16 protein-coding genes are annotated in these 23,632 nt (G+C 38.1%); 11 read left to right on the top strand and 5 right to left on the bottom strand.

All coding sequences use genetic code 11. The annotated features are described in order from the left end of the window. Nucleotide 1: 1 nt before the first annotated feature. The gene (locus JKG64_RS13705; RefSeq protein ID WP_210354872.1) at nucleotides 2-1,357 is read right to left on the bottom strand and encodes a RagB/SusD family nutrient uptake outer membrane protein; all 1,356 of its coding nucleotides are present in this window, start codon (nucleotides 1,355-1,357) and stop codon (nucleotides 2-4) included. A gap of 12 nt (nucleotides 1,358-1,369) precedes the next feature. After that, the gene (locus JKG64_RS13700) at nucleotides 1,370-4,741 is read right to left on the bottom strand and encodes a SusC/RagA family TonB-linked outer membrane protein (RefSeq protein ID WP_210354871.1); all 3,372 of its coding nucleotides are present in this window, start codon (nucleotides 4,739-4,741) and stop codon (nucleotides 1,370-1,372) included. A 612-nt stretch (nucleotides 4,742-5,353) separates the two neighbouring features. Here JKG64_RS13700 and JKG64_RS13695 point away from each other — a divergent pair. Next, on the top strand, nucleotides 5,354-5,941 hold the full coding sequence (locus tag JKG64_RS13695; protein WP_210354870.1) for a hypothetical protein: 588 nt from the start codon (nucleotides 5,354-5,356) through the stop codon (nucleotides 5,939-5,941). Nucleotides 5,942-6,276: 335 nt separating this feature from the next. Here the strand turns inward: JKG64_RS13695 and JKG64_RS13690 are convergent, their stop codons facing one another. After that, nucleotides 6,277-7,206 carry an RpnC/YadD family protein gene (locus tag JKG64_RS13690; RefSeq protein ID WP_210354869.1) on the bottom strand — a complete coding sequence of 310 codons (930 nt, stop codon included), beginning with the start codon at nucleotides 7,204-7,206 and terminating at the stop codon, nucleotides 6,277-6,279. A gap of 168 nt (nucleotides 7,207-7,374) precedes the next feature. Further along, nucleotides 7,375-7,542, bottom strand: a complete 168-nt coding sequence (locus tag JKG64_RS13685; protein WP_210354868.1) for a hypothetical protein — start codon at nucleotides 7,540-7,542, stop codon at nucleotides 7,375-7,377. A gap of 410 nt (nucleotides 7,543-7,952) precedes the next feature. Here JKG64_RS13685 and JKG64_RS13680 point away from each other — a divergent pair, with 410 nt between their 5' ends. Both JKG64_RS13680 and JKG64_RS13675 read left to right on the top strand, forming a co-directional pair. Next, nucleotides 7,953-9,176, top strand: coding sequence for an AAA family ATPase (locus JKG64_RS13680; protein WP_210354867.1), 1,224 nt, complete (start codon nucleotides 7,953-7,955; stop codon nucleotides 9,174-9,176). Continuing rightward, a complete protein-coding gene (locus JKG64_RS13675) occupies nucleotides 9,173-9,763 on the top strand; it encodes a DUF4276 family protein (protein WP_210354866.1) in 591 nt (196 codons plus the stop codon). Before JKG64_RS13680 ends, JKG64_RS13675 begins: the two co-directional genes overlap by 4 nt. An 854-nt stretch (nucleotides 9,764-10,617) precedes the next feature. Here the strand turns inward: JKG64_RS13675 and JKG64_RS13670 are convergent. After that, a complete protein-coding gene (locus JKG64_RS13670) occupies nucleotides 10,618-11,022 on the bottom strand; it encodes a hypothetical protein (RefSeq protein ID WP_210354865.1) in 405 nt (134 codons plus the stop codon). Nucleotides 11,023-11,767: 745 nt separating this feature from the next. On the opposite strand from JKG64_RS13670, the gene JKG64_RS13665 reads away from it, so the two are divergent. From JKG64_RS13665 to JKG64_RS13630, 8 genes are all read left to right on the top strand, one after another. Then, nucleotides 11,768-12,937 carry an outer membrane protein assembly factor BamB family protein gene (locus tag JKG64_RS13665; protein ID WP_210354864.1) on the top strand — a complete coding sequence of 390 codons (1,170 nt, stop codon included), beginning with the start codon at nucleotides 11,768-11,770 and terminating at the stop codon, nucleotides 12,935-12,937. A gap of 75 nt (nucleotides 12,938-13,012) precedes the next feature. After that, nucleotides 13,013-16,015, top strand: a complete 3,003-nt coding sequence (locus JKG64_RS13660) for a SusC/RagA family TonB-linked outer membrane protein (RefSeq protein ID WP_210354863.1) — start codon at nucleotides 13,013-13,015, stop codon at nucleotides 16,013-16,015. After that, nucleotides 16,015-17,580, top strand: a complete 1,566-nt coding sequence (locus tag JKG64_RS13655) for a RagB/SusD family nutrient uptake outer membrane protein (RefSeq protein WP_210354862.1) — start codon at nucleotides 16,015-16,017, stop codon at nucleotides 17,578-17,580. Before JKG64_RS13660 ends, JKG64_RS13655 begins: the two co-directional genes overlap by 1 nt. A gap of 139 nt (nucleotides 17,581-17,719) precedes the next feature. After that, nucleotides 17,720-18,052, top strand: coding sequence for a hypothetical protein (locus tag JKG64_RS13650; RefSeq protein ID WP_210354861.1), 333 nt, complete (start codon nucleotides 17,720-17,722; stop codon nucleotides 18,050-18,052). A gap of 249 nt (nucleotides 18,053-18,301) precedes the next feature. Continuing rightward, nucleotides 18,302-18,730 (top strand): SusF/SusE family outer membrane protein, encoded by a 429-nt coding sequence (locus JKG64_RS13645; protein WP_210354860.1) that lies wholly within the window; start codon nucleotides 18,302-18,304, stop codon nucleotides 18,728-18,730. Between the two features lie 68 nt (nucleotides 18,731-18,798). Next, complete coding sequence (locus tag JKG64_RS13640; protein ID WP_210354859.1) at nucleotides 18,799-20,646, top strand: glycoside hydrolase family 13 protein; 1,848 nt, start codon at nucleotides 18,799-18,801, stop codon at nucleotides 20,644-20,646. Continuing rightward, nucleotides 20,647-21,339, top strand: a complete 693-nt coding sequence (gene pgmB / locus JKG64_RS13635) for a beta-phosphoglucomutase (protein ID WP_210354858.1) — start codon at nucleotides 20,647-20,649, stop codon at nucleotides 21,337-21,339. Next, the gene (locus tag JKG64_RS13630; protein ID WP_210354857.1) at nucleotides 21,317-23,626 is read left to right on the top strand and encodes a family 65 glycosyl hydrolase domain-containing protein; all 2,310 of its coding nucleotides are present in this window, start codon (nucleotides 21,317-21,319) and stop codon (nucleotides 23,624-23,626) included. The genes pgmB and JKG64_RS13630 overlap by 23 nt, the downstream gene beginning before the upstream one ends. Nucleotides 23,627-23,632 lie beyond the last annotated feature (6 nt).

The following is a 23,632-nucleotide window of genomic DNA, read 5'->3' as shown; positions in this document are numbered from 1 at the left end:
ACTATCTCTTATTTTGTTCAATATTTTGATTCTGCTGTGTCACTACATGTGGAATCATCAGTGCATATTTAAGACTTCCTACGGGCACCATATAATCTTTGCCATCGATAGTCCTCTTCAGCTCGACAGACCGATTTGGATCATCACTCAGTCTTTTGATGTCTGACCAGCGTCTTCCTCGAAACACGAGTTCCTTTGCTCGTTCGGCCAGCACCGTATCAAGGAGCCTATCTGCATTCTGCTCAGTTATCTCTGGATAGTCCCTGCCCTTCCAACGATTAGCCCTTAAAAGATTAATATCAGTTAAAGCTTTGTTTATTTGCCCAGTACGCGCGGCAGCTTCTGCTCTGATCAATAAGACCTCGCTTGTGGTCAATCCCACAAATAGCGTGGCTCCCTGATCATAAGATCCCTTAAAACTATACACAGTAGGTTCCATCGTATAGGGCTGGAAATAAATTGCTTTGCGCAGGTCACCTATCGTATAGCTAGCTATCAGGTCAGGATTCATCCGGACATAAAGTCTCCCAAAAGCATTGGAGTGTGTACTCAATGCGGAGAACAGAACCTCTTTATTGAATCGCCTTAAGGGATAGCTGTCGGAGGTTTTGAGCGTGTTATAATCCAGAAGCTCGGCCTGCATGCGCCATGCTGAATCCGCATAGTTGAAGGCCTTTTCGTAGTCCTTCATCGTCAAATAGGTCCTGGCCAGTCCGGCATAAGCCGCAGATTTTGAAGTACCACCTTTTATCGTCCGTTCAGTGGCAAGTAGATTCTTTGCTCTGCTATAATCACTAATGATCTGTGCATAAGTATCCTTGAGTGTTGCTCGCTTAGATACTACATCTAGATCAGGAGATAACCGGATCGGCATCCCCAAATCTATATCAGCCGTATTTGGCCGATAAGGTAGCGCATAGATTTCTACCAATTGTTGAAAAGCAAATGCCCGAAGGAACAAAGCATGGCCGTAGGCATTGCTATAACGAGCACCAGCTTTTTGGCTGTTAGGCATTTGATCTAACACGTTTAGAATCTGATTAGTAAGATACACTACTCTATAAGCACCCTGCCACGGCGTAGCCAAGAGAGCGGGCTCATCAGACCAGATATACGCATTCCGGTCATCCAGTACTGATATACTGTTCCAATTGGCCGATGTCAGGTAATAATCCTCTCCTGCAATAATCCCCATTGAAGGATAAGCTGTATTGAGCGTACTGTAATCATTCAATAACAGTTCACAATCCTCCAGAGTATGTGGCACAGACATCTTCTTGTCTGGCTTAATCTCTAAGAAACCATTGCATGCTGTGCATAGCAGGGCTCCTATTACTATATATTTCAAAACATTCATGCTGTTACTTTATTAAAGTTTAAAACTAAAACCGATTGAAAATGAAAAGGGGTCGGGATTTGTCATCCCATATTCTGGATCGATCCCCATTCTATTAGCCCGCCAAATGGTAGCTATATTGGCCATATAGCTATATAAACGGAGTTCCTTCACCTTGAAATGATCAGCGATTTTCGGAGAATAACCGATCTGTATATCCCTCAATTTAATCTGATCTGCCGGCCCCACCAAAGCAGAAGAATACTCATAAAAATAATCTGCATAGTAATCAGAAGGATAATTAAATACTGGCACATCGGTAAACTTTTCATCTCCCGGTTTTTGCCATCTTCGGGCAAAATCACTATGACCGACCCGCTCATCCATTAATCGTGAATAATTGATCGATGTACGCATAAATTTATGCCCCAATTGATAACTGATATTAAAGGACAGATCGATAGTCTTATATCGGAATGAATTGCGTAATGAACCAAAGTACACAGGTAGGGACGACCCGTGATTGTCCATATCCTGTACTTTGGTATCGTTATATATTTTGGAATAAACAGTAGATACTTCTCCATCCAGATAGCCTCGAGGCATCCCCGTCTGTGGATCAAGCCCTGCCCACCTGAAGGCATACACGCTATTCAGGTCAGCCCCTTCTACAGGTGTAGCCATCAAACCATAAGCTCCTGCCAGAAAATTATTACCTCGAGGATTAGCTATATAGGACTTAGTCACCTTGGTACGACTATAGGCAAATACTAGATCAGTACGCCAATCCATCAAGTTGCCTTTAATATTATGTGTACGCAAGGATACATCGATACCTTTACCTAGTAAATCTGCACTATTCATACGCATACTACTAAAACCAGTGGTGGGATCTATCAGTGTATTTGCTATTAGATCTCTAGGGGTCTTTTGATAATACTCTATAGAGCCACCTACTCTATTACCCAGTAACTGAAAATCCAATCCTAAATTTAACATACCTACGGTCTCCCAGCGCAATGAAGGATTCGGTGGTGACTGTACATTAGCATATGGCATCCCTGTGATATGATGTGGCTGAGAGGACCTGTATATAATAGGATATGCCGAGGTACTATTATCGACATTACCATTATGACCATAGGTAGCCCGCAATTTCAAGAGGGAGAATATACCGTCTTCCATAAAACGTTCTTTGGATACGATCCATGCTCCTCCGATAGACCAGAAAGGCTTTCCCCTATCATTAGTCTTGACCCCAAAAAGATTAGAAGCATCTTTACGTACGCTCGCACTCATGATATACCGACTATCAAAAGTATACGATCCGTTGGCAAAGTAAGATGTATACCGGTCGAGCAAGCCCGTATAATCTAAATAACCATATATCTTACTTGTGCCGTATATTCCATTCAAGTAGGGATAATCATTGACGTAATCAACAGGCTGGAAGGATAATGTTTCAGGGTCGAAGCCCCAAAATTCTTGTGCTTGCGAACCTTGCTTCTGTTGTCTGATTTCTGCTCCTGCCAATAAGGCGACAATGTGCCGATCATGCCAGTTTTCATTATACTCTAATTGAAATCTTCCCTGCTGTGATACATTTGTCGCGTTTATCTTTTGTAAATAATCTCCTACAGGAACATTCCATTTCACCGAGTGCGCATCCCATACGGCGTAATAATTGATTGCCTCGCGCTGTGCTATACTGCCCATCCCACGCCAATTGTCGACTACTTCATTGGCATTTCTATAACTATATAGCAAAGAAGCTCGCAAGAATGGCGTGATATTATAATGGGCGTCTAGATTGACATTTGTCTCTCGTAGTCTGCTCTGGGTAGATGTCTGATCCAACTCGGCCAATGGCCTATACTTCCAATCCAACAAACGACCACCTGCTACTGTATCTCTAAAGTCTGGATTAAGTCCGATCAGATCTACAACAAGAGGATTACCATTGACATCGGCCAGTTCCATATATGGGAAATTCCCAAAACCACCTGCAAAACTGAAATAACCTAGCCGAACCATAGGCTCCTTACGATTGTACTCGCTATACTGTACCCCTAGGCCTATACTCAGATTGTCCGTAGGTCGGTATACCGTATGGCTTCGAGCTGTAACACGGCTATTATTGGTTTGTACGATATTTTTAGACCCTTTATCATATCCTGCTGAAAATATGCTGTGCAACGATTTACTCCCTCCCTCGATCTGCACATTGTACTGTTGGTTGACCTCTCTTTTATAGATATACTTTGACAGTTCATCCCGATAATCAATCCGACGTAGGCGATCTAACTCTGTGTTGAGGTCTGATTCGGATATCTTATTCTCCCTTTTCTTCTTTAGGAGCTGAACTACGGGTGAAAGATTGTACTGAAAGTTATATAAACGTCCATCATGATAACCATTTTCAAATAACATCGCTTCTACATCGATAAAATCCGATGTGCCCATTTGTGGGTAGTAATATAGGTTTGGCTTGTTTGTCACTGTCACACTATTATTGAAGGACACCCGTATAGGATTCTCAAAGTCAGCTTTTTTTGTAGTGATCACGATAACGCCATTACCAGACTGCGCCCCCCAAATGGAAGACGCGGCAGCATCTTTCAGTATACTGATATTCTCAATATCATTGGGGTTGATATTGTTAAAATCTCCCTGATATGGTACACCGTCCAACACAATAAGCGGCCACACGTTCGAATTGATTGTGCTTCGTCCCCGTATATTGGTAAAAGGGAGCTTCCCCCTTCTATCTTCGTAAACCTTGATTGTGGATACTGAAGGAACAACATCTTCTAAACGTTGTAGAAAATTCAAGGATACCTTACGGTTCAAGAGCTTGTTATCGATAAACTCAAAGCTCCCCGTAGCTCGTTCTTTGGGGAGCTTCTGGTATCCGGTAGATACGACTTCCACTTCTTCGATCTGTTTTTCACCAGTGTGTAGGGTGATATTTAATGTAGTAGACGTATTCTCATAGGCAACTAGTTTCTCTTTGTATCCGATATGTTTTATAGTTAATACCCCTTTAGGCTTATCTACACTTATGGTAAACCTCCCCTGCTTGTCCGTACGTGCATGCTTCTTCTCTACAGAGACCGAAGCCCCTTCGATCGGCTTTCCATCTACAATAGATGATACCACACCTCTGACTACCGTCTGAGTTAGGCCTTTGGCCTCCTGCCCGTAGGCAGGAGAAACCAAAAGGTTACTAAACAACACACAGAATATTATTAAAAATGCTTTAGGCCATAGGCTATTAGCAGAATGCTTCACTTTCCCCTCGTCATTGCGAACGAAGTGAAGCAATCTATCTTTATTTTGCATTTTCGAGCGGACATAGCCCTGCCACTTTGGGCAGTTCTCTCCCACCCCTAAAAAATCTCTCATTTTTAAGTTTATTTTTTGTAACCTGTCCAATCGTCATTTCGATTGGAGCGAAGCGGAACAGAGAAATCTAACTCCTTGCCCCGCGCGAGGCCACACTGTTTAAATAAAAAATTAATTGAATGAAATCGAGTAGATACCTTGGCGTTTTATAATTGGGTTTTGTCGGTTTAATAACTGGCAAATACTTCGATTTAAGTCATGAATCATGACTTTTACTCCAGGGGTATTATGGAGGTTCTTTGATTTTGTTTTTTAACTGTTTTAAGCTCATAACTTACCTAGTTTATTCACGGCAAGTCTCGTTAAGAAAGTAAAAACGTGGGTTACTATCTAGCTTTATTCCTTGGGTCTCACGCCATCAAACTCAGCGTCAAACGATAGTACCCACGCCTTTAACTATAGCGAATATAGAAAATAAAGGCATATGGGTGCAACCTATCGCCCTCGGGTTTGATTGTATTGTGAGACTAAGGAACCGAGACTTATAATTTGCACTAAATACATAAATAATTGCACAGCAATTAACTATGATAAACAAAGGTAATAATAAATTTTACAATAAAAGTAAATTAATGATAATTATTAGCGTAAAATAAATTCGGTATTTGTTAGATGACTAATCAAACAAACACCTATAGTCAACAGATGGCTATTCGATTAAGACAAATTATGAATCATTTAGATCTTACTGTAGCAGGTTTCGCGGTTTTTATTAATAGAGATGCTTCGCATATTTACGGAATACTAAATGTTTCTAGAGATTTCAGTGATGCATTAGCAGAACATATTGGCAAATTAACGGGAATTAAAGGTGCTACTATTAAGAATATCAATGCAGAAATTCCAGCCAGCATTTCGAAATGTGAAAGTATAGTTGAATTTAGAAAAAACTATAAAGCCAATCCCGAATACTTTCTAAATACGAAAACAGATCGCAGTATAGATGCATTTGTTTGCGACGTACTTGCGCTTACAGAATTCTTAAAAACTCCTAAATATTTAAATGAGATAGAAAAATTCGTTGAATTAGAATATGACAAAACATTCGTTGACGATTCTCTTTCTAAAGCCCTTAGATATGCCGCTACAAAAGGAATATTATTAAAAGATAAAAAGCCCATCATACTAAATAGTGGAAAATATGGTAAACGAATGCTGGATGTTTATTGGACCAATCCAGATAAGCCGATTAAATTGTAAGTGTCCCAAGCTGACGATTCAATGCTTAAAGCACTTAACAAGCTTTCTATCAATTTTTTACAAATAAGCACAGTCCCCCTCTAGAGATTACGCACTTATAAAGAAAACAAACATTTTACAACATAGCCCTCGCAGACTGCAAGGGCTATGTTTTACCAATTATAACCCGCTGGCGCGGAGCCTTTTTATGAATACATAAATATAACATTTCAATCCTTATAATACAAGACATAAGCAAGAACCCGCATCTCCCTAACGGGAGATGATAAAAAAGCAATAGCCACCCAGTCGTACCGGATGGCTATCTTAATCTGTTATATACGTATGTATTCTAGCTAAAGCTTTTCGATCTCTTCAACAGTAAGTCCGGTACCCTTAGCAATATCAGCTAGTGGTAATCCCATTCTTTTGAATTCTAAAGCTATTGCACGTTTCTCTATTAATTTCTCTGTTTCAGCTTTCGCACGTTCTTCAAGCTTCCCCTTTTCTCTTTCTTGTCTTTTGATTGTTTCTATTACACCCATTTCGATTGTGCCTCCTGTCACTTGATAAATGTATTTGTCAAAGTTACTATTTATTTGTTTATCTCGTATAAAAAGAAAACTCTTTAAGAACACTAAAAAGCTCATTATACGATCTTTACTATACTTATTTGTCTCGATAAGCGCTCGAGCTATTGTACTACGCTCTTCGGCCAGTTCCTCTTCAGGCAGCTTGTTTTCATCCAAAGCTTTCTGACAGGCCAGTACAATATACGCAAATATATTGTCCATAGCAAGCAACTCGCGCTCCTGATGATCGAATATCTGATAGCTTAGGTAGCGGAACTCAAACGAAGTGCGGAATACTTTGTACCGATATTCGTCGAACCGCCGCTGGCTACGACTACCAGTAAAAACAACGATAGTCTCTACTGGCATCCGATATCGATCTAGTATACGGTAGTGGTACTCAAATATACGGTGCGAGAATCCATCGTCGCTACCGCCCTCGATCTCGGTATGGACCAAGATCCATTTCTCTCGGCCGTCCTTCAAGAATACTTTCACCAAAAGATCAGCGATACGCTTACCTTTCTTACGATCGCGGTCTGGAATAATTTCTAACAGCTCTTTGTCCATAAAGGTCAATCCTCGATCTAGATCGAAGATATCCTCTGCTTCTGCATACATAAAACGTAAAAAATCAGGAAAATTGTCCTCGAAGATCGCTTTCAGAAGTTCATCGTTCTTCTTAGCCGGTTTTAACCGTTGTCCTGTATTCATAATTCTCTCTATTGGTTAATGACATAAAAATACACATACAAAACCATAAAACTAAAATAATTAGTAAAATTAAAAAAACAAAAAGAAATACAACATTCTGAATGATAGAAATATAAGCTCAAGTACATCCCGGAAGGCCATAATTACCTTCGATCTAATAATTATATTTTAGACTATACGGGTATCGGCATTAATGAATCCAAATTCGAACTTGACATATTTCAAGAGCTCGAAATCCAACCCGATCAGATTACCGACTTTAAGGTCAAGTACCACAGGGATTTTATGGACAATTGGATTGAAGAGCATAAAATCTTCTACTCGCTCGATGAGCATCTAAACTAGCAACATTACGATTTTCTTCATTCCCAAAACGTAACTAAATCATATTTTTGAAGACATTTAAATAACAAGTAGCTGTCTCAACTTATTACGGAAGAGAAAAGAGCGAGTAAAATGCTTCTGGGGAAACATAGATCTGCTCTATATCAAAAGTAAAATCGCACTTGCAGAATCACATCTAATGAGATGGCCAACTAGCTATTTTAAAAAGTTTGATGTAAAAATTGATTGTCTTTATAAAAAGATTGTATATATGCATGAAAAGGCATTACAGCTAGCATATCCGTTTTTGTATCTAGCGAAAATAAACTGAAAACATAAGCGGATAACGAGAGTCCCAAAATTCACTTTTATATTTCCTCCAATTGTATTGCCTGTAAAGACGAATTTATGTAGGTTTGTATATGGCGAATAATACCTCTTCGAGTCTTTATCTGAAACAGGCGAATATAGAAGGTTTCAGATCTATAAGTAACCTGAATGTTAGTTTTGAAAAAGGACTTAACATTCTGATCGGTAAAAATGGGTCTGGAAAGTCCAATCTGCTGCGTATACTAAAAGAAGGAATGCGCTTTAACGGCTTGCCGGATGATGCCATGTTAAAACATCTTTCACTTGAATTGCAGGTTATAGATAAGCAAGACCTATTTGAAGTTGATTACATACGTAAGAATGTTGATGAAGAAGACTTCGAATTAGATCCCACCAAAAAATTCTACTTTAAACGGACTTATAAACTAAATAGAAGAGAGCTCTCCCCTATTACTAGAAAAAGAACAAATAGCAAGACAAAAGAAGTCGTAAATGTGTTATCCACTCGGAACAGATTATATAATTACGTTTTGAGAGATCATTCTTTAAGCTTCCCTGATTGTATTTTACTTGAATATAATATTCCGAATACGTCAGAATACTTTAATACGTCAGGAAAGATTGTACTCGATTTTGACTTGTACATGCTACACCATGCCTCTAGTCTTGACTTTATCGATGATTTATTTTTTAGACTAGAACAAACACTACTCGACATTTATGATGATGATGGCGACGAGTCTTTACAAAGGGTGGAGGAAAGATTAACTGTAGAACTTATTAAATCAAAATTGGTATTCAGCGAAGAGCTTATCGAGGCGCTTGGAAAATACACACCGATAGAAAGTGTCCGATTCAATCCGAATATCAATATCTATCAAGATGGAGTGCAGTTCACTATTGATAACATCCGGTTAGAGTTCTATGTCAATGGTGGCTGGTATCCTTGGAGCCATCTATCGGATGGTACAAAGCGGCTCTTTTATATCATTGCTCAAGTACAGGGTCTCGATGAGGGAATCGTGCTATTGGAAGAGCCTGAGCTCGGCATACACCCACATCAATTCTATCTATTGATGCAATTTTTACTGGAAAAATCAGACACCAATCAGATTATCCTCTCGACTCACTCCCCGCTCACATTGGATCATATCGAGCCCAATGAACTGAACCGTATACAGATTGTATCCTATACGAGAGAGACGGGCACCCAGGTGCGCAGGCTGACTCAAGAGGAACAAGAGAAAGCACGGCTGTATACAGAGGAGGTCGGGTATTTAAGTGATTATTGGGTACATTCGGATCTAGAGGAATGATTAAAATCGGTGTAATAGGTGAAGATCCCAACGATACTACGGCTATCCAAAATCTTTTGAGACCGAAGTTGGGAGCGATTGCAAATTTTAAAACAATCTGCAAAAACATTCGCGGGTGCCATCTGGACTCTCCTAAATTCTATAAAACCGTAGGAGCCGAAACGAAAAGTACACCCTATGATATCTTGATATGTATTAGAGACCTAGATGCTTTTAAATCGGAAAGCGCTAAAGTCCTCGAACGTCAAAATTGGCACAAGAAAATAAAGGATGCTGCCAATGGCTGCTCTACGGTATTATTGCTAAATATATGGGAACTGGAAGCCATTATATTTGCCGACCTCATTCCGTTCAATAAGAGATATGGGGTATCACTTTCTTTTGCCGGTGATCCTTCAAGCCTAAAGGATCCTAAGGAAAGATTAAAATCGGAAACCCGAAAAGCTAAAAGAAGATATGTGGAATCGGATTGCAAGGAGCTCTTCTCCGAGCTTGACTTTGATAAAGTTACCGCAAGATGTGCATTCTTCAAGGAATTTTTACAGGATTTAAAAAGCCAACACAAATCTTTTAAAACAGCGATATAACACCTCGATAAATATGGCTTTCACCAACTGTAATTAACTTTGTGTCAGCGCTTAAAAAAAGCTAAAAAAGAGTAAACATCTTTTAATGGGGTTGTATTATCTCAAAGAGGACTTCATAAAATGTGTAAAGTTCATCTAAATTTATTTCTCTTTCACATTTTTTAGACAAACATAAAGTATTAAAAAACAACAAATTAATAAAACATCTAATCCTAATATTTATCTAAAGTTTATCTAATTTTATTTTTCTTTAATATTTTTAGATAAACTTAGCCCCCATCTTGGAAAGCGATGAGTCCCCGTATTTTCAATGGTTCTATCCTTTTTATACATAGAGCGTAAACAATATTTCGAATATTTAAGGATTTTAATTTCAACAAAGTTTTATCATCTGAATGGACCGCTCGAAATATTCTGTCTTCTTTTTGCTCCAAAAACAGCGTCCGCTTTTCCCCACTTTCACTGTCGGGATACAGGATGAGTTTATATATTTTGTTGGTCTTAACGGGTTTCATCGACTGTTGGGACAATGACTTACAGTGTTATAAGATATTATTCTACAAAACTCCCAAAAAACAACAAAAACAACAATGGCATCACTGATAATCAGTAAAATATTCAGAAAACAAAACTCATAAAACTATTTTACGTAGCATTTACACAATCGATTGCGTAAATATTAATTCTTTTTCAGAAAGCCGACTATTACACTTTAAAGATGTGTCATAAATCGCTACACATTCTCATCAATATATGCTTATTACCCATCAATTTACGCACAATTATTCTTCTCAAAATCGGATATATTTGGCTTATTAACCCATAAGCTATGATAAACACAAACACCAATGTTTTCACCTATTTTTTCGAAGGTACTCCTCGCTCACCGATATATAGTTGGCAATATCACGCCGGGACATATAGGGATATACATCTTTGTGCTGCCGCATAAAAACATCTATACGCTCGGCCTTCTGCATCTCTAACAATAGCAGTCGTTCGTCACTCTGCTCAAACCACAGATCCAGTAAACTATCATAGATGCGTACCGCTCGAGGAAATCGCTCGATGATAGCATACAACGAATCTCTTGATAACAACAGAAGACGACAATGGGATAGTGCCTGAAAGTAGACCGCTTTAGGCCGTAAGGGGACAAAAATGAGCTGATCGGCCTTGATAATACGTGTTATGGTGGTAAGTTGTGTTTTTAATAGAATTCCTTCCGCTAAAAAACAGATATCCCCCCTATTACTCAACAGACGCTATCCTTTGGCACAATGTATAGGGCTTAAAGCTGAATACAATGCATTCCATTCCGCATCAAGATTATCCTGCGTATGAGATAGAAGCAATCGACGTAACTGTAAAATAGAAATATCCATTTGCAAACGTATTGGTTATCTAAGTATAGATAGCAAAAGACAGCATTGTTACCAATTATTTTTCCGAATAGCCCCATATTACTTATGACTCTAATTAATTGCAGATGGGATGTATGATATGGTTCTCAACGCAGCTTCAAGCGTTTTTCTTTGAGATGTAAAATTTTAAATCTATAACACTCAAACATTTCTTTTCATAATTTTCAGCGATCTAATGACCAAAACTTATTAAAAAAAAAGAAGTAACGCATTATTTTCTGGGTTTGAATAGATTAAAAAGCTCATTTAGGTCTACTTTTACGACTACCCACAACCAATCAAACAATCTAACAACCAGACACATAGCAAGATAAAGAATCTACTTTATACCATATTGAGGTTTATTCGATTAAAAAGCTATGCTATATTTGGTTCTACGAATTAGACACCAATTTTATAAACACAATTTATTAATGAAATGAAAATTTCTCACAGAATAATTTATTTAGTTTTATTTTTTTTCTTCAGCTATACGACAAGTTATTCAGGTCCCCATTACATGCTACCGTCCTCCATCTCACAATTCACATTCACCGCAGATACAACAATTTTAGTAAAATGGATTTTTAAATCGCGTGGAATGATAATTTCATCCCCAATATGTATAGAAGGGAAAGTCATTGTAGGTAGCAACGACAAAAACATATATGCATTGGATGAAACATCCGGAGAAGAAATTTGGCGTTTTAAAAGTCAAGGTCAGATTACTTCAACTCCTGCAATATCTAACGACAAGGTATACTTTGGTAGCATGGATGGACATTATTATGCAATTGACTTATTAACAGGTAAAGAAATCTGGAAATTCAAAACAGGCTTTGAAAAGAAAATCGGAAGTTATGGTTTATGGGGAATGTTGCCATCACACCAATTTATGGAAGACCAATATGATTTCATAATCTCTTCGCCCCTTATTAAAAACTCCGGTGCAAAAACAACGGTATATTTCGGTAGTAGTGATGGTTATTTATATGCACTAAATGCTGAAACAGGTTCATTAATATGGAAATTTAAAACCAACGGACCAATAAGATCTACACCTTCAATATATCGTGATATTTTATTATTTGGAAGTTGGGATACGTATGTCTATGCATTAGATCCCGCCACGGGCAAAGAAATATGGAAATACAAAACAGAATCCGATACTCAAATGAAAGTATTAGAAGGTATTCAAGCTTCGCCTGTAGGAGCATATGATAGGATTTATTTGGGAGCTAGAGACGGTTATCTTCATGTCCTGGATTATAAAACCGGAAATTTGGATTGGAAATTCAATGCTGAAAATTCATGGGTGGTTTCTACCGCCACAGTCCGTGACAGTATGGTGTACACATCTACTTCAGACTCTTACCTGGTTGTTGCCCTAAATGCCATAACGGGTGTTGAAAAGTTCCGATTAAAAACCCATGGTTATAATCTTAGTTCACCGCTACTTACAGAAAAAGGACTATTCATTGCAGATTTTTCAGGTATGATACATCAAGTAAACCCTATTAGTGGAAAAACAATATCCGTTTTTGAAACCGAAGGTCGAATAAAAAATAAAAAGACAATATTAGATAAAGAAGGGAATTTAAATTTTGAATACACAGCGAATGGCAGCGATATGCAATTTTACGATACCAATGAAAAAGTATTAAATGAGTTTTATAAATTAGGTTCATTCATTTCTTCTCCCAGCTATGCAAAAAACACATTATACATAGGAAGCTCAGAAGGCTACTTATACGCGTTGTCTATTCCGTAGCCGGAAAATGAACACTAAGCCTAAAGCCAAAGAAAGATAAAAAAAACAGTTAACCAACTACTTAAACAAGCCAACATGAGAGAAAAGACATTTAATTTAAAAATGTTAGGATTATTATTCCTTTTTAAAGTATGGGGGATATCATTAATTCTAGCCCAATCCCAAAATATTTCCGGACAAGTTTTTAATCATTTAAAGCAACCCCTATCAGGAGCTACGATCGCGATAGAAGGTACAACAACCGCTACACAAACAGACGCGGAAGGAAAATTTACGTTCAGGAATATTAGTTTAGGAAAAAATCAACTTACAGTCAATTATATTGGTTATCAATCGCAGACTATTGCCGTTGACAATAAGACGTCATCAATGATTATTATTGAACTCGTACCCGACAGCCAGGCTCTCGGTGAGGTGGTAGTAGTTGGATATGGCACACAAAAAAGGCAGGACCTAACAGGATCCATTACCACAATAACTCCTAAAAATTTCAATAAAGGTGTAGTTGGATCAGCGGATCAACTTTTAGTAGGAAAAGTCCCCGGATTAATAATCAACCGTGGTGGAGGCGATCCTACAGCCTCTCCTACCATCCAATTGCGCGGACCTTCCTCATTAACCGCAGGGACCGCTCCCTTTTATGTAATAGACGGGGTACCAGGAGCCGATATTAATGTAGTATCCCCCGAAGACATCGTCTCAATGGATATTTTGCGCGATGCTTCTTCTACAGCGATATATGGATCAAGAGCTGCTAACGGAGTAATTATGGTCACGACCAAGCGTGGTAGCCTAGGAAAAGCCGAAATCAATTACAGTGGATACGCAGCAACTGAAAATATATCCAATAGGATCGATGTGCTTAGTGCTAGCGAGTATAGAAGCTTCTTAGAAAAGTACAATATGCAGGTTGCTGAAAGTGAGGCTGGATATGATACAGACTGGCAAGCGCAACTTTATCGCAATGGGATTTCGCACAATCAAAATTTATCTATAAATGGAGGTGCAGAGACCACGAAATATAGCGCTTCGATCAATTTTTTCAAAAATCAAGGTATAGTCAAAAAGAATGACCTACAGCGTTTGAATGGCCGCATCACACTGGACCAAAGTGCTTTTGACAACAGACTTCGTTTGGGTTTAATGGTAAGTAATAGTAATACATTTTCAAATCATATCGATTTCAATGTATTTAACAATGCAGCAAAGTTTCTACCTGTATCGCCAATAAAAAAAGACGAAAATTATAGTCAATACGGTGGATATTTTCAAGTTCCAGGAAGGACAAATTATTTTAACCCAGTGGCCATTCTAAACCAGCGATCCGAAAATCAAGAGCGCAATACAACTTTAGTAAATGGAAAAATCAGTGTAGACATTCTCTCTGGATTAGTGTTCGATCTTTCTGGCTCATTACAACGAAACAGATACGATCGTTATTATTATCAGAGTAGGGAAGATTTCGATCCACGAGCACTAGGTATTGGCTATGCTAACCGCACGGCCACAAAAGGAACGGAAAAGGTCTATGAAGCTGTCTTAAATTACAGCAAAGAAATTGAAAATCACAATTTTAAAATACTCGTAGGACATTCTTATCAGAATTCTATTGTCAATGATGGAATTGATGCCATAAATACCAATTTTACGTCAGATGCACTTGGAGCCAATAATCTTGGTTTAGGAAACCCCGCTGCTGGATTTCTCCCTTTCTCAGGTTTTCCTCAAAAGCAAGAAAGTATACTTATCTCTTATTTTGGAAGGATCAACTATAATTATCACAGCCGATATATGTTGAATGCAACTGTACGTAGAGATGGCTCTTCTCGATTCGGAGCCAATAACAGATGGGCTCTATTTCCATCGATTGGTGCTGCCTGGAGGATTTCACAAGAAGCTTTCATGAAAGATCAAAAGGCATTTGATGATATTAAATTGCGCGTGGGTTACGGTCAATCCGGAAATCAAAATATAGTCCCCTACGCATCCCTATTACAGTTTGGTGTACAAGGAAATCAATTTATGTACGATGGGAAATGGGTTAGTAGTTACGGTCCGAGTTCCAATGCAAATCCAGATCTTAAATGGGAAACTACCGGAATGTTTAATATAGGTCTTGATTTATCATTTCTTAACAACCGTATTCAGACTACCGTTGAGTACTACGATAAAAAAACCGAAGATCTACTTTATTATTACACTGTACCTACTCCTCCTTACCTATTCAACACGCTACTGGCTAATGGAGGCTCGATGACAAATAAGGGTTTTGAAGTATCTATTAGTGCCGATATTATCAAAAAACAAAATTGGACCTGGACCTCATCGTTCAATCTTTCCCGAAATCAAAACCGTATCGGCTCACTATCGAGCAACGTAGGGAATCTCTCTGTAGCAGAACGTTATGAATACTTTTTTGGTTTAGATGGATGGACCCAACAAACCGCAAGCATTGTTAAACCAGGATTGCCGATTGGTTCTTTCGCGACCTTTAAGTATATCGGATATGATGCAACCGCCCAAAAAACGATTTATGAAAAAGCTAATGGAGAGCTCGTAACAGCGGATAAGCTTTCAGCCATTACCGATTATCAAGTTTTAGGAAATGCGTTACCAGATTTCACCTACGGTTGGAATAACGCTTTCACCTACAACAAATTCGACCTTTCATTTTTCTTTAGAGGTATGTATGGAAATGATGTCTTCAACGCCACGCGTGCAGATTTATCCAGATTGCCCCAAGCAGCTACGACCAATATATCCGTCATTGCAGCGGAGGAGGGAATTTTTGAAGCACCTATACCTTCAAGCAGATGGATAGAAGACGCATCATTCTTGCGCTTAGATAACGCAACTGTGGGCTATACCTTTAATCTAAAAAACAGGAATTATTTTAGAAACGCCAGAGTCTATTTTACAGGGCAAAACCTTTTCGTTCTTACCAATTATTCAGGGATTGATCCAGAGGTTGCATTTACGGCCCCTAATAATGCAGGGGCTTTGGCACCCGGTATTGATGATAGAAATTATTATCCTAAAACGCGTTCATTTTTACTTGGATTAAGCTTAGGTTTTTAATGAATTGGATTATTAAATATAACAACATGAAGAATATCAGCATCATATTATCTGCAGCAACAATAATAGGTTTTTCTATATCCTGTACCAAATTTGACGATTCGGTATATGCAGTCTATACGGAACAGAATTTCCCGAAAACGCCGGAACAATTTGTAGCACTTACAGGTCCTGTATACACAGCAGCGCAGAGCTTTTTTAATAATAACTATTACGACTTACAACAAACCTGTACGGATGAAGTAATTGTTCCTACCCGAGGGGGTGATTGGTTTGACGGAGGTAAATGGCAGGAAATGCATTTTCATACCTGGACCCCCTCCAGCGAATTGATGCGAAATTCTTGGGAATGGGGATTTAACGCTATCGGTTCTTCAAATCTTATATTAAAGATGTATGAACCTCTTGCAGAAAGTGATTTAAAGAACCAGACCATGGCAGAAGTTAAAACCATGCGTGCATGGTATTATTTCTGCATGATGGATGCATTTGGAAATATTCCGATAGTGACCACCTTTGATCAGAATGCAAGTGCTCCAGTTCAAGAAAAAAGAAACAAAGTTTTTGAATTTATTGCAACCGAATTAGAAACAAATCTGCCCCTTCTTTCCGAAGAAGTCAGTTCAAAAACTTACGGTAGACCAACAAAATGGATGGCACATACCCTATTGGCAAAATTATATTTAAATGCAGAAGTCTACACGGGCATTCCGCAATGGGATAAAGTTGTTGAACATTGTAATGCCGTCATAAATTCTGGAAAATACGATTTGGAAACAAATTACTTTTCCATGTTTGCTCCCGACAATGGTCCATCAAGTAAAGAGCCAATTTTTTCTGTACCCTTTGATGCTCAAAAAGCAACAGGAAATTTATTATTCAACAAAACACTCCATTATGGACACCGCGACACCTACAAGTTGACAACTAATCCATGGAACGGGTGGTGTACCACCCCCGCATTTTTCGATAAATTTGAAGATGAAGACCTTCGAAAGGCACAATGGCTTTATGGGCAACAAAAGGATAGCAAGGGTGGAAATTTAATTTTTAATGGAATAAATGTAATATTAGATCCCTATTTCTTCCCCGCATTCGATTTAGGTGCTGGAGATAATTTAGGACGTCTTGCAGGAGCGCGAAATGTAAAATACGCTCCAGATCCCAACGCTGTCAGCAACAATGCAAATAATGACATCATTATATATCGCTATGCCGATGTTCTATTAATGAAAACAGAAGCTATCGTAAGAGGTAGTACCAAAGGGAATTTGGTAGAGGCATTGGAATCAATCAATAAAATTCGGGATCGTGCTTTTAATTCCAATCCATCGAAAAGATTTAATACAGCTTCTTTAACTCTAAAAGCAATTTATGATGAGAGAGGAAGAGAACTTGTGATGGAAATGACGAGAAGAACCGATATGATCAGGTTTGGAACCTTTGATGATCCAAATTTATTCAAGGGGCAAACCGATCTGGCTACGGAAAGACTATTTCCAATACCGACGGCAGCGCGGATCAGTAATTCTAATCTACAACAAAATCCTGGATACCCAAATTAATTCGTCAAAACAATAACTAGGAGATACTCGTGTTTCGCGAAGCAAAACATGAGTATTTCATTCCGAAAAACCGACGCAAGGAGCTCATCGAAGACAATCGGAACAAGTTACTGACCATTAAATAAAAAATTAGGCACATATGAAAACAAATTATATAATTTTCAGCTACGTCATCGGAATTACCTTCTTAATTATCACTACATTAATAGGGTGTAAAAAAGAGTATAAATTTGATGATGGAATACCGGCAGCAACCTTTGCCCCTTCAATTGCAGACACCGCCTTTTTTGGTGAAAAATTGACGATAAATTTTATCGCAAAAAATCTATCGTCGGGTACACTAACACTGGCACCGATTAATAATCAAGATTCAATTGTTTTTCAAGAGGATATAAAAAATGAAAATAGCTCTTACATCTTTGACACTGAAGTTCTAATTCCCGAAGACGGGAGTTGGCATGGAAATTATTAACTTACCTTAAGTTTCAGTGGTACAAAAGAAACCCGAGAAATCGTATTCTCAAAATCACAAATTAAAGATTACTATGTACTTGGTGGATCTTCTTCGGCTGGATGGGAACCCTCGCTAGCTATTAAATTTAATAGATTCACATCAGAAAAAGATGGAAAAACAATAGAGTGGTATGATTACTATGGATACCTCACCAAGGCAGGAGATGGCTTAAAACTGATCCCTACAAATACAGGTTGGGATGGAGATATGGGAATGCTACCTGATGAACCTGGCAAAATCACTTCAGAAAACGAAGAAAATATAACTGTTCCAGCAGATGGCTTTTATCGGTTACGCCTGGACATGTCCGACCCGGCAAACCGAACGTATAAACTCGTTTCTTCAAAATGGGGCATAATTGGCGACGCTACTGCTGGTCAATGGGACAATGATACAGATATGCAACTCACAAATGCCGAAAAAGGAAAATACGAATGGTCTATAACCATAAACCTCACCGGAGGTAAACAGATTAAATTCCGGGAAAATGACAATTGGGATATTGCCTTAGGTATAACAGAGGGGAATAACCTAAGTTATACAGGTGAAAATATACCTGTCGCAGCTGATGGAGTTTATCTTGTTAAACTAATTTTAGATCCAACAGGCTACAAATATTCTTTGGAAAAGAAATAGATCAACGCACATCTTCTTATAGGGAGCATTTTTTTGCTCCCTAATTAAACATTCAGTAACTATTTGGAATGAAAATAAAGCTATTCTTTATTTTATTGGCAGCGCTTTGTGTGTCAAAATCGTATGCGCAGCCTTTAAAAGAAATCAAAATCGAGCCCATATCATGGTGGGCCGGCATGGAAAATCCGTTTGTTCAATTAACAATCTATGGCAAGGATATCAACAAGACAACCGTTGAGATCAATTATCCAGGCGTTAACCTTATAAGAGTCCATCAAGTTGAAAACAGCAACTATCTTTTTGCAGACCTAGAAATAAGTAAGGATGCCAAAGCCGGTTTGGTACCCATTAAATTTAGTCAAAATGGCAAAGTAAAATTCACATACAATTACCCCATCGGAACCAAGTCTTCAGCGGCCGGTATACAAGGCGTTAATAATTCCGACTTGATTTACCAGATATTACCAGACCGATTTTCAAATGGAGATAAACGCAATGATATTGTGCCAAATATGCGGGAGACTGGCTTAAATCGAGATTCTATGTACTATCGACATGGAGGCGACCTTCAGGGCATAATAAACAAATTAGATTATATCTACGATTTAGGAGCTACAGCAATTTGGCTTACCCCCGTACTGGAAAATAATATGGAAAAAGCTTCTTACCATGGCTATGCCATAACGGACCATTATAAGATTGATCCGCGTTTTGGGACCAACGAGCAGTACAAATCTTTTGTTGAAAAATGCCATCAAAAAGGAATAAAAGTTATTAAAGACATCATTCATAACCATTTCGGTGATCAACATTGGACTATTTCAGATTTACCCTTTAAAGATTGGGTACATCAATGGCCAAGTTTTACACAAACCACCTACAAGGATCAAACTGTTTTTGATCCTTACGCATCTTCCTTAGACAAAAAGAAAATGGTAAATGGATGGTTCGTCAAAACAATGCCGGATATGAATCAAGAAAATACATTCGTGCAAAATTACATCACCCAACACGTTATTTGGTGGGTAGAATATGCTCGATTAGACGGCCTAAGGCTTGACACCTACCCCTATAATTACCTTCCCTACATGAAAGAATGGGCTGAGCGAATGAAGTTAGAATATCCCAATTTAAGTATTTTTGGAGAAGCTCTAGTGAATAGCAATATTAGCCAGGCTTATTTTTCGGGTGGCAACAAGTTAAATCAAGGTATTGATACTTCCTTACCTGGCGTAATCGATGTAAGCGTAAAAGATGCTATCTATGAAAGCATAAATGGACAATTTGGCTGGACAACAGGCGTGAATTCCTTATATAGCACATTGGCTGAAGACTTTATATACGTCACTCCTGAAAACAACGTCGTATTTTTAGACAACCACGATCTCAGTAGGTCATTTTCTATTCTAAAAGAAAATCTATCGGCTTACAAGTCTGCCTATACTATTTTATTGACTACACGTGGTATTCCGCAGACGTATTATGGATTTGAAATATTGATGAAAAATTTCTGTGATCCAGATGGGCTTGTCAGATCCGATTTCCCTGGTGGCTGGCAAGAAGATCGTACCGATAAATTTACACACGAAGGTCGTAGCCCTGAAGAGAATGAATTCTTCAACCATTTTAAAACCCTAGCAAATTATAGAAAAAAAACGTCAGCCTTACAAACAGGTAAACTTATGCAATTTGTTCCTGAAGATGGTGTATATACCTATTTCCGATACGACAGTAACAAAACGATCATGGTGATAGTGAACCCTACCAATCAAATCAAAACATTGGATACAGCACGGTTTAAGGAAAGGTTACAGGAATCCGACTCTGCAATGGACGTCCTTGAAAATAAAATTTTCCGTTTTGAAAAACAGATGGACATACCAGCAAATAAAACAATGGTACTAGAATTACTATAAATGAAAGAGACAAAATTTGAAGCCTATATTTTTGACTTAGATGGCGTTTTAGTAGACACGGCCATCTACCATTATGAAGCATGGAAAGAACTCGCTGATAAATTGGGGATAGCTATTACTATAGCTCAAAACGAAAAGCTTAAAGGTATAAGCAGAATTGACTCTTTAAAAAAAATATTGGCTTGGGGAAATGTAACTATTGAATCAGAGAAAGAATTAAAGCGACTTGCTGACATTAAAAACAATATCTATGTCAATAGGATTGAGCATATCAATGAAGAAGAAGTTCTTCCTGGGGCATTAGATTTTTTAAAGCAGGCCAAAGCCAAGCATATAAAAATAGCATTGGGTTCCGCTAGTAGAAATGCCAAACTTATACTACAGAAAACCCAACTAGCCCAATATTTCGATTATGTAGTCGATGGAAATATGACACAATTATCAAAACCTAATCCCGAAGTTTTCCAGATTGCGCAGAAGGCATTGGGTGTCACTGCCGACAAATGTATTGTATTCGAGGATGCGTTAGCAGGCATACAAGCGGCAAAGGCCGCCAATATGAGAACAGTTGGAATAAGTGATAATAATACCCTATTAGAAGAAGCCGATCTGGTATTTACTGATTTAACAAACATTACTCCTGCATTTTTAGACAAAAAACTTTTAGCAAATGAAAGACTACCTAACAGCTGATGAATGGTGCATAATAGAAGACCAATTTTTACCTGAATACCATAAAATATCAGAGAGTATATTCAGCATTGGAAATGGCAAGATGGGCCAAAGAGCCAATTTTGAAGAAAACTATACCGGAGAATCACTGACCGGAAATTATATCGCAGGCTTGTACTATCCAGATAAGACACGCGTGGGCTGGTGGAAAAATGGCTATCCTGAATATTTTGCCAAAGTGCTGAATAGCCCTAATTGGATCGGATTAAATATAACTGTAGGCAGCTACACACTAGATTTACATAAAGTTGAAATCAGTAAATTTCAGCGTGTATTAAACATGAAAGATGGTTATCTAAAGCGATGCTTTGAGGCCAAATTTCCCAATGGCAAAATTATATCGGTTAATACTGTCCGCTTTTACAGTATGGATGAAGATGATATAGGGGCTTTAGAATATTCGATCACACCGCTTAATTTTTCAGGTATTATTACCGTTGAAAGCTACTTAGATGGCGATGTAAAAAACGAAGACGCTAACTATGATGAAAAATTCTGGGAGAAAAAAAGCCAACATCAAACTGATAATTTATCCTTTTTAACGCAAACTACTAAAAAGACAAATTTCAGTTTGTGTACAGGAACAGCGACTACTTTCAAAGTCAACAATAAGCAGATTGTCGACAATATATGCTTCCAGCAATTTGATCAATTTTTAAGTCATTCGATAAGCCTTCATATAGAACAAGGCAATTGCCTCAGCACAACCAAATATGCATCAAATATTTCCTCCTTAAATCATCCGGAAAATGAGCTTCAGGAAGTATGTCATAAGAAATTAGAGCAGGCTCAATCAAAAGGATTTAAAAAACTACTTGAAGAGCAGGCAGCAAGTTGGTCTAACATTTGGGCCAGCAGTGATATTATAATCGACGGCGATCTGAAAGCACAACAGGCGATTCGATTTAACATTTTTCAACTTAAACAAACATATACTGGACGAGACTCCAGACTGAACATCGGCCCTAAGGGTTTTACCGGAGAAAAATATGGAGGATCTACTTATTGGGACACAGAAGCATACTGTTTACCCTTTTTCTTAGGCACCTCTGATCAAAGCATTGCGAGAAATTTATTAAAATATCGATACAATCACTTACAAAAAGCCATAGATAATGCTCAGAAACTAGGTTTTACTGATGGAGCAGCACTTTATCCCATGGTAACTATGACAGGAGATGAATGTCATAATGAGTGGGAAATTACATTTGAAGAAATCCATAGAAATGGAGCTATTGCATTTGCCATATACAATTATACCAGATACACCAACGATCATAGCTACCTGGAAAAATACGGTTTAGAAGTTCTTATCGCTATCGCACGTTTTTGGAAACAACGCGTAAATTGGAGTATCATTAAAAACAAGTACGTAATCCTTGGTGTAACAGGTCCCAATGAATACGAGAATAATGTAAACAACAATTGGTATACGAATAAAATTGCAAGTTGGTGCTTGGCATACACCAAAGAGAGTTTATTGAATCTCAAGCAAAAAAACAACCATCAATATACCGAACTTCTGACCAAGACAAATCTTAACGAAGATACGGAGTTAGCGGATTGGGAATTTATTAGTAAAAACATGTATTTCCCAGAAGATAACGGCATGGGCCTTATTCTACAACAAGATGATTATTTAGAAAAAGAACAGCTTTTAGTCAAGGATTTGCCCGTATCTGAAAGACCAATCCATCAGCATTGGAGTTGGGACAGAATTCTGAGATCATGCTTTATCAAACAAGCAGATGTACTGCAAGGATTATACTTTTTTGAGGAAGAATTCGAGCTGGAATCAATTCGAAGAAACTTTGATTTTTATGAGGCTAGGACGGTGCATGAAAGTTCACTTTCCCCTTGTATACATAGTATATTAGCCGCTCGATTAGGACAACGAGAGAAGGCCTATGCGCTTTATTTAAGAACAGCACGTTTGGACCTTGATGACTATAATAACGACACAGAAGATGGCTTGCACATCACTTCAATGGCAGGTACTTGGATGAGTATAGTTGAAGGATTTGCAGGCACTCGTGTCAAGGATGATAGCTTACATTTTAACCCCTTCCTTCCGACAGAATGGTCCGGTTTCTCTTTCAATCTAAATTTTAGAAATCAAATTCTAAAAATTGAAATAAACCAGCATCAAATGGAAATTGAAAACACTTCAGATCAAGTTATATCAATCCACGTTAAAGGGAAAAAAATAGAAATTAAAGAAAAATCCGTTCATCAAATTGAATTATAAAACAAA

The sequence above is a fragment of the Sphingobacterium tabacisoli genome (genome assembly GCF_017908035.1).
Taxonomy (GTDB): Bacteria; Bacteroidota; Bacteroidia; order Sphingobacteriales; family Sphingobacteriaceae; genus Sphingobacterium; species Sphingobacterium tabacisoli.
Note: the sequence above shows the minus strand (reverse complement) of the source record. Positions and strands in the feature narration are given on the sequence as shown.

Bases quoted from the DNA above. Each gene is read 5' to 3' on its own strand.
- JKG64_RS13640 (WP_210354859.1), top strand. From the start codon at position 18,799: ATGAAAATAAAGCTATTCTTTATTTTATTGGCAGCGCTTTGTGTGTCA.
- JKG64_RS13700 (WP_210354871.1), bottom strand. From the start codon at position 4,741: ATGAGAGATTTTTTAGGGGTGGGAGAGAACTGCCCAAAGTGGCAGGGC.
- JKG64_RS13690 (WP_210354869.1), bottom strand. From the start codon at position 7,206: ATGAATACAGGACAACGGTTAAAACCGGCTAAGAAGAACGATGAACTT.
- JKG64_RS13650 (WP_210354861.1), top strand. From the start codon at position 17,720: ATGAAAACAAATTATATAATTTTCAGCTACGTCATCGGAATTACCTTC.
- JKG64_RS13660 (WP_210354863.1), top strand. From the start codon at position 13,013: ATGAGAGAAAAGACATTTAATTTAAAAATGTTAGGATTATTATTCCTT.
- JKG64_RS13655 (WP_210354862.1), top strand. From the start codon at position 16,015: ATGAATTGGATTATTAAATATAACAACATGAAGAATATCAGCATCATA.
- JKG64_RS13695 (WP_210354870.1), top strand. From the start codon at position 5,354: ATGACTAATCAAACAAACACCTATAGTCAACAGATGGCTATTCGATTA.
- JKG64_RS13705 (WP_210354872.1), bottom strand. From the start codon at position 1,357: ATGAATGTTTTGAAATATATAGTAATAGGAGCCCTGCTATGCACAGCA.
- JKG64_RS13680 (WP_210354867.1), top strand. From the start codon at position 7,953: ATGGCGAATAATACCTCTTCGAGTCTTTATCTGAAACAGGCGAATATA.
- JKG64_RS13685 (WP_210354868.1), bottom strand. From the start codon at position 7,542: ATGCTCATCGAGCGAGTAGAAGATTTTATGCTCTTCAATCCAATTGTC.
- JKG64_RS13665 (WP_210354864.1), top strand. From the start codon at position 11,768: ATGATAATTTCATCCCCAATATGTATAGAAGGGAAAGTCATTGTAGGT.
- JKG64_RS13675 (WP_210354866.1), top strand. From the start codon at position 9,173: ATGATTAAAATCGGTGTAATAGGTGAAGATCCCAACGATACTACGGCT.
- pgmB (WP_210354858.1), top strand. From the start codon at position 20,647: ATGAAAGAGACAAAATTTGAAGCCTATATTTTTGACTTAGATGGCGTT.
- JKG64_RS13645 (WP_210354860.1), top strand. From the start codon at position 18,302: ATGGGAATGCTACCTGATGAACCTGGCAAAATCACTTCAGAAAACGAA.
- JKG64_RS13630 (WP_210354857.1), top strand. From the start codon at position 21,317: ATGAAAGACTACCTAACAGCTGATGAATGGTGCATAATAGAAGACCAA.